Origin of the sequence: Streptomyces sp. CB03238, from assembly GCF_002099185.1 — a bacterium.
Classification (GTDB): Bacteria; Actinomycetota; Actinomycetes; order Streptomycetales; family Streptomycetaceae; genus Streptomyces.
Map to the genome: position 1 here is coordinate 288706 of NZ_NBCN01000010.1, position 14881 is coordinate 303586.

The following is a 14881-nucleotide window of genomic DNA, read 5'->3' on the forward strand; positions in this document are numbered from 1 at the left end:
GGAGAGTGATGGATCCAGTGAAGCGCACGCCACTGACAACGGCGTCCGAACCGGCATCGCCTGATTGGGCTATCCGCCCCGTGCGCGAGCGGCGCCGACCCGCGCGCGGCCCATACGCTCCCCGAGTGACCGTGATCCGTACACCTGCTCTGAACACCGGACTCGACGACTTCCTGGGTTGGGCGGACGAGGAACGCGAGGCCCGCGGCGAAGCTCCCCTTCCCGCGCGTACCGCGGACGCCGTGCTGACGCTGCTCGCCCTGCGCGGGGCCGACCGCAGGACCGGTGTGCCCGAGCCGACCGCGCGGCTGCTGAGCCCCGTGCTGCACGAGGACCTGCCCGTCCTCCTGTGGGGCACCCGGCCGGAGGTCGACGCCGTCCCCGAGGTCCTCACCGCGCTCGCCGACCGCGCCCGGGCGTCCGGCCGCCTGAACGCCAAGCGCCACGCCCGGCTGCTCGCCGCGATCGACGAGGCGGTGCCGGAGTTCCGCCGGGCCATGGCCGATCCGTGGAACCTGACCTGGCCGCGCTGGTACGCCTCCCTGCTGCGCGCCGACGGCGTCGACGCCGACGACCCCGACGCGGTACGGGCATGGCTCGCCGCCCACGAGGACACCCCGCGCGCCGAGCGGCCCGCGCTGCCCGCACCCCTGCACCGCTCCGACGTCGCCGCCCGCACCTTCGCGGTCCGTGTCCAGCTGGGCGAGGTGCTGCTGGCCGCGTTCGCCCGCGACGTCGAGGAGCCCTCCCCGGCCGGCCCGCTGCTGGCCGGCCCGCCGCTGGACGCCGACCGCCCCGACGAGGCGCTCCCCGCCGAGCTGGAGCGGATCGGCGCCGCGCTCAGCGACCGCTGGACGGCCGCCGGCCTCAGCGACGCGCTCGCCGAACCGGACGGCCCGCACGCCGCCCTGGCGCCCAGCCCCGAGTCGATCCCCCACTTCGCCCTCGCGGACCGGCTGCTGGGCGAACACCTCGACTACTACGGCGACTCGGGCCGCCCCCTCCCGCCGCCGCCCGCACTGCCGGCCCCCGACGAGATCAAGGCACTGCTGCACGCCGCCCCGCTGCCCTCCGCCCTCGCGGCGGGCTCCGCCGACGCCCCGAGCGAGATCGCAGAGCGCTGCTTCACCGGCCCGGCCGCCACCGTCTGGACCGACGGAACCCCGGAGGAGCTGACCGAGCTCGCCGCGGACGTCCTGGCCGCGGTCGTCGACGACATCGGCTCCAGCACCGACTCCGAGTACGCCCAGGACGCCGCGCACCTTCTCTACGCGCTGTACGAGCGCGGCGGCACCGCCGACTCCGTCGTACGCAAGGCGGCCGAGCACGGCGGTCTGCCGGTCGATCCGGAACTGGAAGACGCCCCGGTACCGGTCCCGGAGGACAGGTCGTACCGCCCGTACGAGACGCCGCCCCCGGACCGGCTCCCCGCCCTCCTGGGCATCCCCTCCCTGAGCGACCTGAGCGACCTGAGCGACCTGAGCGAGGAGGACCGCGCCGAACTCGACGCCCACGCCCGTGCCCTGGCGGACGTCGTCGACCGGCTGGCCGAGACGGGCTGCGTCTTCCGCGCCGGCGACGCCTACGGCCTCACCCCGCTCGGGTGCGCCGTGCTGCGCCACGTCCTGGCCGCCGGTCATGTCGCGACACCCGACGACGAGGCCGTCTCCGAGTGGGAGGCCGCCGAACTCGTCCTCGCCGTCCAGGACTGGCCGACGCAGACGGCCGTCGACACCCTGACCAGGTGGACGGCCGGACGCGGCGTCACCGCCTGGAGCGAGCTGCTCGACGCCGTGGAAGCGGCCAAGAGCGCGGACTTCGACGAGGTCACGACCGCCACCCTGTTCGCCCGCCTCAACCTCGCCGCCGTCCCCGCCGAGGCCCTCCGCGCCGCCCTCACCCACCCGGCCACCGGCGCCCACGCCCACCGGCTCCTGGAGGGCCGGGGCGAGGCCACCCCCGCGGACGCCGACCGTGTTCCGCCGAGCGCCAGGGCGGCGCTGGCCCTGGAAACGCTGGAGGACCGCCGGCACCAGGACCTGCGCATGTACGTGGAGGCCGCGTTCGAGCAGGGTCAAGAGGCGCTGGACACCACCGCCCTCACGTGGACGCTGCCCGACGCCTTCGACACAGCCGCCTCCACCTGGCCCGGCGGCGCCCCCGCCTTCATCCAGGCCCTGTCCCAGGCCGATCAGCCCACCGCGGCCAGGGTCCTTGAGGCACTCGCCGACCACCACCCGGACCCCAAGGTGGCGGCCCTGGCGGTGCGCACCGCCAAGCCATTGCGCCGACAACCGCCCGGATCCAAGGGCCGCAACAAACACGGTCGTTGACCGCGCCCCCGCCCTTGAAGCCTTCCTCCCCGTATGCCATACAGGTCTGGACCAATCCCCTGTCGTACGTGGAGGCCGACCGTGCAACGCCCCCTCACCGTCGCCGCGTTGACCGTCTCCGCCGCCCTCCTGCTCGCCGCATGCGTGGGCGGCACGGGCACGGACACGGACAAGGCCAAGGACACCGAACGCCCTTCCGCCCCCACCGGAGTGACCGCCCAGGCCGGCAGCGCCACGTCCGTGCACGTCATGTGGGAACGCTCGTCGGACAACAAGGCGGTCACCGGGTACGAGGTGCACCACAAGGGCCGGAAGGTCGCGGTGGTGCCCGCGTCCAGGAACATGGTCGACATCGAGCGCCTGACTCCCTCGACCGCGTACAGCTTCACCGTCCGCGCACGGGACGCGGCCGGCAATCTGTCCGGGCCCGGCGCCGCCACACCCGTCACGACGCCCCCGTCCACACCGGACGACGGCACGCCCCCCACCCGCCCGGCGGCCCTTCGGGGCACGGTCGGGGGCAGTCGGGAGGTCACCCTCACCTGGGAGCGCGCCACCGACTCCGTCGGTGTCACCGCGTACGACGTCTACCAGGCCGACTCACGGGTCCACAGCGTCCCCGGCACCGCCACCACCGCCCGTATCACCCACCTGCGCCCGGGCACCGTCTACACCTTCACCGTCCGCGCCCGCGACGCCGCGGACAACTCCTCGCCCGACAGCCCCCCGGTCGACCTCACGACCGACCCGGCCCCCGGCTCCGGCCCCAGTACCGCCCCCACCGGCCTCACGGCGACGGCCCGCAGGGGCAGTGTCGTCCTGTCCTGGACCCCACCGGACACCGGCGCCCCGGTCAAGGAGCACCAGCTGTTCCTCAACGGGACGTTCGCCACCACCATCGTCTGGGGCACCCAGCCCCCGCCCGGCCAGGTGCGGTACACCTTCACCGTCACCGACGGCCCCGGCACCCGCTACACCGTCAAGCTCCGCGCCAAGCTCCCGGACGGCACCTGGGGCGACTTCTCGGCCCAGCGAACGGTGGTGGTGCCCTGATCGCCCTTCCGGCGGCCGGGAGCGGGGGCGGGCAGGACTCCGCCCCCTGACGCTGTGCGTCGCCAGGGGGCGGAGTGGTTCTCTACGGCGGGGTCAGCCGACGAGCTGCTCGTACGCGGGGAGGGTGAGGAAGTCCGCGTAGTCCTCGTCGAGCGAGACCTTCAGGAGCAGGTCGTGGGCCTGCTGCCAGCTGCCCGCGGCGAACGCCTCCTCGCCGATCTCGGCGCGGATGGCGGCCAGTTCCTCGGCCGCGACCTTCCGGGCCAGCTCGGGCGTGGCCTGCTCGCCGTTCTCGAAGACGACACCCGCGTTGATCCACTGCCAGATCTGCGAGCGCGAGATCTCGGCGGTGGCGGCGTCCTCCATCAGGTTGAAGATGGCGACGGCGCCGAGGCCGCGCAGCCAGGCCTCGATGTAGCGGATGCCGACCTGGACGGCGTTGCGGAGGCCCTCGTACGTCGGCTTCGCGTCGAGCGAGTCGATGGCGATCAGGTCGCCGGGGGCCACCGAGACGTCCTCGCGGAGGCGGTCCTTCTGGTTGGGCCTGTCGCCCAGCACCGCGTCGAAGGAGGCCATCGCGATCGGGACCAGGTCGGGGTGGGCGACCCAGGAGCCGTCGAAGCCGTCGTTCGCCTCGCGGTCCTTGTCGGCCTTGACCTTCTCGAAGGCGACCTTGTTGACCTCGGGGTCCTTGCGGGACGGGATGAAGGCCGCCATGCCGCCGATCGCGTGCGCGCCGCGCTTGTGGCAGGTGCGCACGAGGAGTTCGGTGTACGCGCGCATGAACGGGGCCGTCATGGTCACCGCGTTGCGGTCCGGCAGGACGAACTCCTCGCCGCCGTCACGGAAGTTCTTGACGATCGAGAAGAGGTAGTCCCAGCGGCCGGCGTTCAGGCCCGCCGCGTGGTCGCGCAGCTCGTAGAGGATCTCCTCCATCTCGTACGCGGCCGTGATCGTCTCGATCAGGACGGTCGCGCGGACGGTGCCCTGCGGGATGCCGACGTAGTCCTGGGCGAAGACGAAGATGTCGTTCCAGAGGCGGGCCTCCAGGTGCGACTCCGTCTTCGGGAGGTAGAAGTACGGGCCCTTGCCGAGGTCGATGAGCCGCTGCGCGTTGTGGAAGAAGTACAGCCCGAAGTCGACCAGCGCGCCCGGGACCGGGCGGCCGTCGAAGCGCAGGTGGCGCTCCTCCAGGTGCCAGCCGCGCGGGCGCATGACGACCGTCGCCAGCTCGGAGGCGGGCTTGAGGGCGTACGACTTGCCCGTGCGCGGGTCGGTGAAGTCGATCTTCCGCTCGTACGCGTCGATCAGGTTGAGCTGGCCGAGGACGACGTTCTCCCAGGTGGGGGCGGACGCGTCTTCGAAGTCTGCGAGCCAGACCTTGGCACCCGAGTTGAGGGCGTTGATGGTCATCTTGCGGTCGGTCGGACCGGTGATCTCGACGCGTCGGTCGTTCAGCGCGGCCGGGGCCGGCGCGACCTTCCAGCTGTCGTCCTCCCGGAGCTGTGCGGTCTCCGGGAGGAAGTCGAGGGTGCTGGTGCGGGCGATCTCGGCGCGGCGCTCCGCGCGGCGGGTGAGGAGCTCGTCACGCCGGGGCGTGAAGCGCCGGTGCAGCTCGGCCACGAAGGCCAGGGCCGCATCGGTGAGGACCTCGTCCTGCCGGGGCAGGGGCTCGGCTTCGACGATGGCCAGCGGGGACGGCGCTGGTGCGGACATGAGCTGTCACTTCCTTCAGCGGGGACTGGGGCACGGCGCCGTGCAGCGGCCGCCGGGCATACGCGCGCGGCACTGAGTGCCGTGGGAGCCGAGATACGGTCACAGGCGCCTTCTGACGATCGGGTGCTTCTGAGCAGTGGATACTAGTTTCCTCATAGTGGAAGTTCAATGGTTTGTTGATGTCGAGATTCTCTTGGTCGACAGAACATGGCTCTGAGTGCCATCTCGTTCACTCAAGGTGCGCCAGGTCCGCCACCGTGTCGATGTCGTACGGCTCCGCCACGTCCCCGCACTCGACGAGGACGATCGACGCCTCGTGCTCCTTCAGGTAGGCGCGTGCCCCCCGGTCCCCCTCCGCACTCACCCCCACGTCCGCCCACCGCTCCGCCCCGATGAGCACCGGGTGGCCGCGCTTCCCGTCGTACGCGGCGGACGCCAGCGCGTCACGCGAGCGGTACGCGGCGGCCACCCGGCGTACCGCCTCCGGCCCGATCCCCGGCTGGTCCACCAGCGACACCACGGCCGCGTCGGCGCCCGAACCCGAAAGCGACGCCAGCCCCGCGCGCAGCGACGAGCCCATGCCCTCCTCCCAGTCCGGGTTGTCGACCAGCGCGCAGCCGGGCAGCGAAGCCCGTTCCCGTACGGAGCCGGCGGAGGCGCCCAGCACCACGTGCACCACCTCGCAGCCGCCCGCGCGCAGCACGCCCACCGCGTGCTCGACCAGGGGACGGCCACGGTGCTGAAGGAGGGCCTTCGGGCGGCCGCCGAGGCGCCGCCCGCCGCCCGCCGCGAGAAGAAGCCCGGCGATCCGTGGTCCGTCTGTCGTCGTATGTCCCATGTGGAGTGCATACCGCATGCGCGCGCCCCCGCGCGCACGGGTCACAACGGGTGAAGAGGAGGCTCCGCCTTGGATAGGGTGCGGTCCGGGATCGAAGCGATCAGCATCGAAGCGATCAGCAGTGATCAGCAGGACAGTGCGAAGTCCGTTACGGGGGACATGGGTTGATGAGTGGTGGTCCGGCGCGTCAGGGAACGGTCTTCCAGCCGCTTGAGGACGACGATCCGCGATCGGTGGCCGGGTACCGGCTCGCCGCCCGGCTCGGCGCCGGCGGCATGGGCAAGGTGTACCTGTCGTACACCCCGGGCGGACGGCCCGTCGCCATCAAGGTGATCCGGCCCGACTTCGCCGAAGACGCCGAGTTCCGGCGCCGGTTCGCGCAGGAGGTGCAGTCCGCCCAGCGCGTTCAGGGCCTCTACACCGCGCCCGTCATCGACGCCGACACCGACGCCCGTCAGCCCTGGCTGGCCACCGCGTACGTACCCGGCCCCTCACTCGCCGACGCTGTCCAGGCCCACGGCAGGCTGCCCGTCGACACGGTCCTGCTGCTGGTGGCCGGCATCGCCGAAGCCCTCCAGGTCATCCACGGCGCGGGCATCGTGCACCGCGACCTCAAGCCCGCGAACGTCCTGCTCGCGGCGGACGGGCCGCGCGTCATCGACTTCGGCATCGCCCGCGCCGCCGACGCCACCTCGCTCACCGGCAGCGGCGTCACCATCGGCACCCCGTCCTTCATGTCGCCCGAGCAGGCGGCGGGCCGCACGGTCACCGCGGCCACCGACATCTTCGCGCTCGGCCAGGTCACGGCGTACGCCGCCATCGGCAGCCCCGCCTTCGGCGAGGGCACCTCCCACGGCGTGCTGTACCGGATCGTCCACGAGGAGCCGCGGCTGGACGGACTCCCGGACCGGCTGCGCGAGTTGGTGACCCGCTGCCTGGCGAAGGACCCGGCCGCCCGCCCGTCCGTCACCGAGATCCTGACCCTGTGCCAGGCCGCGAGCGACCAGACCGCGCTGCGCCGCCCGGAGGAGTGGCTGCCCGGCGCGGTGGCCGCGGACATCACCACCCGCGCGGCCGCGCCCGCCCCGGCGGCGGCCACCACGCCCCCGCCGCCCGCGCAGCCCCCGGCCGCCCCCGCCGCCCCCGCGACGCCACCGCCCTTCCAGCCACAGGCCCAGTCCCCGGCCGCGCAGACCCCGACCGCCCACGCGGCCCCGGCGACCCCGCCGCCCGGCTTCGGTCCGCCGCCCGCCCAGACGAACCCCCACGCCCAGCCGCCCGCGTACGGCTACCCGCCCGCCCACCAGACGCCGCACCAGACCCCGCCCCCGTACGCCGGGCCCGCCCCGGTCACCGCCGCGCCCCGCAAGAAGACGAAGCGCAACCTCGTGCTCGCCCTCGTCGCCACGCTCCTCGTCGCCGGGCTCGCCGGCGGCGGGGTGTACGTCCTGATGTCGGGCGACGACAAGGGCGGTGGCCAGGCCAAGAGCGACCCCACGTCCCAGGGCCAGGACCCGGTGGACGACGCCACGGACGGGACCGCCCCCTCACCCGGCGCGTCGTCCTCCTCCCAGCAGCCCCCGCAGCCGGTCGCGGACCCGCCGCCCGCCACCTACCAGGGCATCGACCTCACGGACGGCTACCACCTGACCCTCGGCGACGACCCCGTCAAACCTCTCGGCGACGACGCCAACGTGGACGTCGGCTACTACTGGAACCTGGAGAAGCTCTACGTCGAGGACGGGCGGCTCATCCTGCTGCGCGCGGGCCAGAAGGGCGGCCTGGAGACCTGCCGGACGGAGACCCGCTACGCCGACAGCGTCGACCTCGACTCCCTGTCCAAGGGGTCCCAGTTCTGCGTCCTGACCAACGGGGGGCACGTCGGCCTCGTGACGTACCAGGGGAAGTCGCCCGAATCCGACCCCAGTCACTACGTCACCCTCGACGTGACCGTGTGGCGCGGCGCGATCGCCCCGGAAGGGACCTCCTGAGTTTCGTCAGGGGAGTGGCGCGCCGGGCCCGGGATGGCGTTAAGTACAGGGACGGGCGCACAACGTAGTGCGTGCAAGGGGCGGGAGAGCTCTTGTTGCGAAGCATGGGGCAGAGGCGTGTGACCGGCAGCGGCGAGGACCCCAGGGTGACGGAGCTGCGCGCCGCCGTCTCCCGCCTCCGCCGTGAACTCGCCGGCCACCCGGCCGACTTCGTCGACCGGGGCATCGCCGAGGACGAGCTGGCCGTGCTCGCCGCGATGACCCTCACCGGGGTCCCCGAGGTGCGGCGGCTGCGCCGGTCGTTGCTGCTCATCGCGGGCGCGATCGGTTCGGTGAGCGCCCTCGGCGCCGCGCTCACCGACGTACGCCACGCGGTGGAGCTGTTCGGCGAACCGCAGCGCAGGTCCTAGCGGCGGATCAGGCGGCGTGCGGTGGCCGCCGCCACCGCCGCCGTCCGCGAGTCGACGCCCAGCTTGGCGAAGACGTGCACCAGATGGGACTTCACCGTCGCCTGGCTGAGGAACAGCCGCTTGCTGATCTGCTGGTTGGACAGGCCCTCGCCGACCAGTTGCAGCACCTCCAGCTCCCGCTTGGTCAGCGCCTCCGCCGGGGTCCGCATCCGGTCCATCAGACGGTGCGCCACGGCCGGGGCGAGCGCGGACCGGCCGGCCGCGGCCGTGCGGACCGCCGCCGCCAGCTCCTCCGGCGGCGCGTCCTTGAGCAGGTAGCCGCTCGCGCCCGCCTCGACGGCCGCCAGGATGTCGGCGTCCGTGTCGTACGTGGTCAGCACCAGCACCCGCGGGCCCCCGGGGCGGGCGGTGATCGCCGCCGTCGCCTCCGAGCCGTGCATCCCGGCGCCGAACTGCAGGTCCATCAGGACGACGTCCACGCCGTGCGCGAGCTCCACCGACCGTTCCGCCGTGGCGGCCTCGGCGACCACCTCGAAGTCCGGTTCGGTGTCCAGGACGGCACGCAGCCCCGCGCGGACCACCGGGTGGTCGTCGGCGAGCAGCAGACGAACGGTCATGGGCACGCTCCGGAACGCAGCGGAAGGGCGACGGCGACAGCGGTGCCCTGGCCGGGCGAGGACTCGACGGTGAACGTCCCGCCCAGCGACTCGGCCCGCGAGCGCATCGCCGGCAGCCCGAAACCGCCGCCCGGAGAAGGCGTCCAGGAGCGCGGGGCGAAGCCCTTGCCGTCGTCCACCACGTCCAGCGTGACCGAGGCGTCCATGAAGGTGAGCGTGATCTCGGCGCGCCCGGCGCCCGCGTGCCGCACCGTGTTGGCCAGCGCGGACTGGGCGATCCGCAGCAGCGCCACCTCGTACGGCGTCGGGAGCGGGACCGGCGTACCACTCACCGAGAACCGCACGCGCGGGCCGGGCCCGCCCGCCTCGCACAGCCGCTCCAGCGCCGCCGCCAGCGAGCCGCGCTCCAGATCGGCCGGCGCCAGCGCCCGGACGAAACGCCGTGCCTCCGCGAGGTTGTCCTGGGCCGTCCGCCGCGCCCGCTCGATGTGCCCGGCCGCGACCGGTGAGCCGTCCGGCAGGGCACGCTCGGCGGCCCGCAGCAGCAGCTGGATGGACGACAGGCCCTGCGCGAGGGTGTCGTGGATCTCGCGGGCGAGGCGCTCCCGTTCGGCCAGGGTGCCCGCGTGCCGCTCGGCGGCGGCCAGCTCCGCCCGCGTCGAGGTCAGCTCCTCGACCAGCTTCCGGTGCCGCTCGCTCTCCCGGTACAGCGCCTGGTAGCCGAGGACGGTCGCCACCGCGACGGCCGCGCCCAGCAGCGGCCCGATGACCGCGCCGGGGTTGAGCGGGGCGCCATGGCGTACGTACGACATGATCGCCGCGCCCGCCGTGGCGGCCACGGCCGGCAGCGACCAGCGCACGGGCAGCAGGTGCAGATGCAGGAAGTACAGCGGGAAGGCGACCCACAGCCCGTCGGGCGTCAGGGCCAGCAGCACGAGCCAGGCCGCGGACAGGGCACCCAGCCACCCGGCGGCCGCCGACCGCGACTCGCGTACGGCGCGGAGGGCCGACCCCACCGCGTACACCGCGCCCGTCACGGCCGCCGCGGTGACGGCGGCCGGGGTCGCGGCGCGGAGCGCGGCGAGCGCCAGCAGCGCGGCCACCAGCAGATGCAGACAGACGCGCAGGACGCGCAGGGCGGGGGTGAGCGAACGGGGATCCATGACCCGTCCAGCGTAGGCGGGCCCGGCGCGGCAGCCCTCAACCAAAAGGTTGATGACCGGCCCATCCGGCGCTCGATGCCCGCGCGGGCGGACCGTCGGCAGGCTGGCCGGCATGTTCGTGGCATGGAGAGACCTACGCTTCGCCAAGGGGCGATTCACGCTGATGGGTACGGTGATCGTGCTGATCACCCTGCTCGTCGGGCTGCTGTCCGGGCTGACGGCCGGGCTCGCGCGGGAGAACGTCTCGGCGATCACCGGGCTGCCCGCCGACCGGCTCGCCTTCGCCGCCCCGCCCCCCGGCCGGCCGGTGTCGTTCACCGACTCGGCCGTGACCGAGCGCGCGTGGCGGACGTGGCAGCGGCAGCCGGGCGTCACCGCCGCGGAGCCGGTCGGCATCCGTACGCTCGACGCGGCGGCCGGGGACCGTACGGCGGCCGTCTCCGCCTTCGGTACGCGGCCGGGCGCCGGGGTCGCGCCCGAGAGCGACGAGCTGGGCCCGGGGCGGGTCGTGCTGTCGGAGCCGGCGGCCGAGGAACTGGCGGTCCGGGCGGGTGACCGGCTGCGGATCGGGTCGCGCGAGGTCACGGTCGCGGCGGTCGCCGGGGACGCCTCGTATAGCCATACGCCGGTGGTGTGGACGTCGCTGGCCGACTGGCAGGTGCTCGGCGGCCGCGACGGGGCCACCGTCGTCGCGCTGAGGGGCGAGAACGCGGGGCTCGCGGCGGGCGACGAGGCGGCCGGTACGCGGAGTGCGACCGTCGACGAGGCGCTCACCGCCATCGGGTCCTACCGGGCCGAGAACGGTTCGCTGCAGCTGATGCGCGGGTTCCTCTTCGTCATCTCGGCGCTCGTCATCGGGGCGTTCTTCACGGTGTGGACGATCCAGCGCAGCGGCGACGTGGCGGTGCTGAAGGCGCTCGGCGCCTCGACCCCGTACCTGCTGAAGGACGCGCTCGGGCAGGCGGTGGTCGTGCTGGTCGCCGGGACGCTGCTGGGGACGGGGCTCGCGGCGGGCATCGGCGCGGTGGTCGGCGGGGGCGACGTGCCCTTCGTACTGGAGCCGCTCACCGTCCTCGGCCCGGCCGCCGTGATGGTCGCGCTCGGGATGCTCGGCGCGGCCCTGTCCATCCGGCGGATCACCGCCGTCGACCCTCTCACCGCGCTCGGGAGCGCCCGATGACCCTGCACCTCGATGAAGTGACCCTGACCTACCCCGACGGGGACGGTCGGCTGACCGCGCTGGACGCGGTGTCCCTGGACGTGCCGGCGGGCACCCTCACGGCGGTCGTCGGCCCGTCCGGCTCCGGCAAGTCCAGCCTGCTCGCGGTCGCGGCGACGCTCGTGACGCCCGACCGGGGGCGGGTGGTGGTGGCCGGTACGGACACCGGCACGCTCGACCGGGCCGGGAGGGCGGCGCTGCGGCGCGCCCACGTCGGGATCGTCTTCCAGCAGCCGAACCTGTTGCCGTCCCTGACCGCTGCCGAGCAGCTCCAGGTCATGGCGCACCTGTCGGGCGCCGGGCGCCGGGAGCGGCGGGCCCTGGAACTCCTCGACGCGGTCGGCCTCGCGGACCTCGCCGGGCGGCGGCCGCACCAGCTCTCGGGCGGTCAGCGCCAGCGCGTGACCATCGCGCGGGCGCTGATGAACGACCCGGCCGTGCTGCTGGTCGACGAGCCGACCAGCGCGCTGGACCACGAGCGCGGGGCGGCGGTCCTCGACCTGCTGGTCGCCCTGACCCGCGAGCGCGGGACGGCCACGGTGCTGGTCACCCATGACCGGGCCCATGTGGACCGGATGGACAGGACGGTCACGGTCCAGGACGGCAGGCTGTCGGCCGGCCGGCCATGAAAGGGACCCGGCTCAGCCCGGTCGGACCCGGCTGCGCGCCGCTCCGACGCGGGAGGCGGTGCCCCGCTCGACCGGCGGCACGCCGCCCGGGGTCATGAAGCGCGCGGCTTACCCATCCGAACCGGGGCGCCCCGCCCTGGGCCGGAGCGTCCCGCCGGGGCCGACGGCTTCCCGTCCGGGTCGGGGAATCTTTGGACCGGGACTACGCCGGTCAATGGCGCGTACGGCTGACCTCGGTCCGGAGCGGACCGGGCCCCGCACCGGCGGCAAGCGACCGGACCAGCCCGGCCGACAACCCCCGCATGGCCCGGGAGCCCGTGGCCGATCGCGGCCCGATCCCGGCCGTGGGGAAGCGGGGCCTGGCCGCCGGCGGGCGCCGCCCGGGGCGCCGGGCGCCGCTCCGGTCAGACGTGGCCGTTGTTGGCGGGGTTCGCCAGGGCCGTGGAGAGTTCCTTGGCGATGCCCTGGAGGATCGGGACGATCCGTTCCGTCGCCGCCTCGGTGACCCGGCCGGCCGGGCCCGAGATGGAGATGGCGGCGGCGGTGGGGGAGTCGGGCACCGAGACCGCGATGCAGCGGACGCCGATCTCCTGCTCGCTGTCGTCGACGGCGTACCCGGCCGTGCGCACCAGCGACAGGGCGTCCAGGAAGCCCTCGGGCGTGGTGATCGTCTTCTCGGTCGCCGCGGGCATACCGGTGCGGGCCAGCAGCGCCCGTACCTCCTCCGGCGGGGTGTTCGCGAGGAGGGCCTTGCCCACGCCGGTGGAGTGCGGCAGCACGCGCCGGCCGACCTCGGTGAACATCCGCATCGAGTGCTTGGACGGCACCTGCGCGACGTACACGATCTCGTCGCCGTCGAGCAGCGCCATGTTCGCGGTCTCGCCGGTCTCCTCGACCAGCCGGGCGAGGTAGGGGCGTGCCCAGGTGCCGAGGAGGCGGGCGGCGGACTCGCCGAGGCGGATGAGGCGGGGGCCGAGCGCGTACCGGCGGTTGGGCTGCTGGCGTACGTACCCGCAGGCGACCAGCGTGCGCATCAGGCGGTGGATGGTGGGCAGCGGCAGTCCGCTGCTGGAGGAGAGCTCGCTCAGCCCGACCTCGCCCCCGGCGTCGGCCATCCGCTCCAGAAGGTCGAAGGCACGCTCCAGGGACTGGACACCGCCGGTCGCGGCGGCAGGCTTGGCGGCGTCGGTGGTGCTGGCGCTGGACGTCGGCACGTCAACGGTCCTTTCGAGGCGGATGGGCAAGTCAGCAGCCTACCGGGCGCTCCCGCCGGGCACATCGCCCGCAGTGGGGCGTCTTCGCCGGTCAGGCGCTGTTTGTCCGGGTGTCCGCGGGGTTCCGCGGAGGTCTGCCCGTGCTCCTCATGTGGGGAGCTACGTTCTCCTGCGTGAAATTATCTTTCCACTTCATGGAAACATCCAAGTGACCTGTCCGCCACCGGGCGGCGAACCGAGTGACCCTTGACGAGGTGGGGTCCGGAGTGAAGACTCCTTCAACAGTTCGTTGAAGAATGCTGATGTGGAAGGCGATGAGGACGGGAACGTGGACCTGAACGGCAACGTGGAACAAGGCGCGGACGTGACTCTGGTGCTGCGCTCGACGCGCGTCATCACCCCTGAGGGCACCCGCCCCGCCTCCGTCGCCGTCGCCGGCGGCCGGATCGCGGCGGTGCTGCCCCACGACGCCGAGGTGCCCGCGGGCGCCCGGCTGGAGGACGTCGGCGACCACGTCGTCCTCCCCGGCCTGGTCGACACCCATGTGCATGTGAACGACCCCGGCCGCACCGAGTGGGAGGGTTTCTGGACCGCCACCCGCGCGGCCGCCGCCGGTGGCATCACCACCCTCATCGACATGCCGCTCAACTCCCTGCCCCCGACCACGACGGTCGACAACCTGCGGACCAAGCAGGAGGTGGCGCGGCCCAAGGCCCACATCGACGTCGGCTTCTGGGGCGGCGCCCTGCCGGACAACGTCAAGGACCTCCGTCCGCTGCACGACGCGGGCGTCTACGGCTTCAAGTGCTTCCTGTCGCCCTCCGGTGTGGAGGAGTTCCCGCAGCTGGACCAGGAGCAGCTGGCCGCCTCGCTCGCCGAGATCGCCGGCTTCGGCGGCCTGATGATCGTGCACGCCGAGGACCCGCACCACCTCGAGGCGGCTCCGCAGAAGAGCTCCCCGAGGTACGCCGACTTCCTCGCCTCCCGGCCGCGCGACGCCGAGAACACCGCCATCGAGAACCTCATCAACCAGGCGAGGCGGCTCAACGCGCGCGTGCACGTGCTCCACCTCTCCTCCAGCGACGCGCTGCCGATGATCGCCGCCGCCCGCCGCGAGGGCGTGCGGGTCACCGTCGAGACCTGCCCGCACTTCCTCACCCTCACGGCCGAGGAGGTCCCGGACGGCGCGACGGAGTTCAAGTGCTGCCCGCCCATCCGTGAGGCGTCCAACCAGGACGCGCTGTGGGAGGGCCTCGCCGACGGGACGATCGACTGCATCGTCTCCGACCACTCGCCCTCCACCGCCGACCTCAAGACCCCCGACTTCTCCACCGCCTGGGGCGGCATCTCCTCCCTCCAGCTGGGCCTGCCCGCCATCTGGACCGAGGCCCGCCGCCGCGGCCGCACCCTGGAGGACGTCGTCCGCTGGATGTCCACCGCCCCGGCCGACCTCGCGGGGCTGGACCGCAAGGGCGCCATCGAGCCCGGCCGGGACGCCGACTTCGCGGTCCTGGCGCCCGACGAGACCTTCACCGTCGACCCGGCCGAGCTCCACCACCGCAACCAGGTCACGGCGTACGCGGGCAAGACCCTGCACGGCGTCGTCAAGTCCACCTGGCTGCGCGGTGTACGCATCGCCGACAACGGCACCGTGGCCGAGCCGACCGGCCGGCTGCTCGAAAGGAACAAGTGACATCC

General features: G+C 73.6%; 12 protein-coding genes. 7 read left to right on the forward strand and 5 right to left on the reverse strand.

What is annotated here, in order from left to right; translation table 11 throughout:
- Positions 1-125: 125 nt before the first annotated feature.
- Together BKD26_RS42050 and BKD26_RS20425 are read left to right on the forward strand one after the other, a co-directional pair.
- The gene (locus tag BKD26_RS42050) at positions 126-2333 is read left to right on the forward strand and encodes a hypothetical protein (protein ID WP_107417918.1); all 2208 of its coding nucleotides are present in this window, start codon (positions 126-128) and stop codon (positions 2331-2333) included.
- Positions 2334-2414: 81 nt separating this feature from the next.
- Positions 2415-3386: a fibronectin type III domain-containing protein gene (locus BKD26_RS20425; protein WP_241518750.1), complete on the forward strand. Its 972-nt coding sequence runs from the start codon at positions 2415-2417 to the stop codon at positions 3384-3386.
- A gap of 93 nt (positions 3387-3479) precedes the next feature.
- Here BKD26_RS20425 and aceB read toward each other — a convergent pair whose 3' ends face one another.
- On the reverse strand, positions 3480-5102 hold the full coding sequence (gene aceB, locus BKD26_RS20430) for a malate synthase A (protein WP_084900082.1): 1623 nt from the start codon (positions 5100-5102) through the stop codon (positions 3480-3482).
- A gap of 229 nt (positions 5103-5331) precedes the next feature.
- Positions 5332-5940, reverse strand: coding sequence for a nucleotidyltransferase family protein (locus BKD26_RS20435; RefSeq protein ID WP_107417919.1), 609 nt, complete (start codon positions 5938-5940; stop codon positions 5332-5334).
- Between the two features lie 167 nt (positions 5941-6107).
- Between BKD26_RS20435 and BKD26_RS20440 the strand changes: the two genes are divergently transcribed.
- Both BKD26_RS20440 and BKD26_RS20445 read left to right on the forward strand, forming a co-directional pair.
- Entirely contained in the window at positions 6108-7931 is a 1824-nt protein-coding gene (locus BKD26_RS20440; RefSeq protein WP_084900085.1) for a serine/threonine-protein kinase, read from the forward strand.
- Positions 7932-8023: 92 nt separating this feature from the next.
- Positions 8024-8341 carry a DUF5955 family protein gene (locus BKD26_RS20445; RefSeq protein WP_084900088.1) on the forward strand — a complete coding sequence of 106 codons (318 nt, stop codon included), beginning with the start codon at positions 8024-8026 and terminating at the stop codon, positions 8339-8341.
- Here BKD26_RS20445 and BKD26_RS20450 read toward each other — a convergent pair.
- Both BKD26_RS20450 and BKD26_RS20455 read right to left on the reverse strand, forming a co-directional pair.
- On the reverse strand, positions 8338-8958 hold the full coding sequence (locus BKD26_RS20450) for a response regulator transcription factor (protein WP_084900091.1): 621 nt from the start codon (positions 8956-8958) through the stop codon (positions 8338-8340). The two genes, BKD26_RS20445 and BKD26_RS20450, sit on opposite strands and share 4 nt — an antisense overlap.
- On the reverse strand, positions 8955-10121 hold the full coding sequence (locus tag BKD26_RS20455; protein ID WP_084900094.1) for a sensor histidine kinase: 1167 nt from the start codon (positions 10119-10121) through the stop codon (positions 8955-8957). Before BKD26_RS20455 ends, BKD26_RS20450 begins: the two co-directional genes overlap by 4 nt.
- 112 nt (positions 10122-10233) lie before the next feature.
- Between BKD26_RS20455 and BKD26_RS20460 the strand changes: the two genes are divergently transcribed.
- Entirely contained in the window at positions 10234-11301 is a 1068-nt protein-coding gene (locus tag BKD26_RS20460; RefSeq protein ID WP_084900097.1) for an ABC transporter permease, read from the forward strand.
- Positions 11298-11969 (forward strand): ABC transporter ATP-binding protein, encoded by a 672-nt coding sequence (locus BKD26_RS20465; protein WP_084900099.1) that lies wholly within the window; start codon positions 11298-11300, stop codon positions 11967-11969. Before BKD26_RS20460 ends, BKD26_RS20465 begins: the two co-directional genes overlap by 4 nt.
- A 404-nt stretch (positions 11970-12373) precedes the next feature.
- Here BKD26_RS20465 and BKD26_RS20470 read toward each other — a convergent pair whose 3' ends face one another.
- Positions 12374-13183, reverse strand: coding sequence for an IclR family transcriptional regulator (locus BKD26_RS20470; RefSeq protein WP_084900102.1), 810 nt, complete (start codon positions 13181-13183; stop codon positions 12374-12376).
- Between the two features lie 304 nt (positions 13184-13487).
- On the opposite strand from BKD26_RS20470, the gene allB reads away from it, so the two are divergent.
- Positions 13488-14876 (forward strand): allantoinase AllB, encoded by a 1389-nt coding sequence (allB, locus tag BKD26_RS20475; RefSeq protein ID WP_241518751.1) that lies wholly within the window; start codon positions 13488-13490, stop codon positions 14874-14876.
- Positions 14877-14881: the final 5 nt, after the last annotated feature.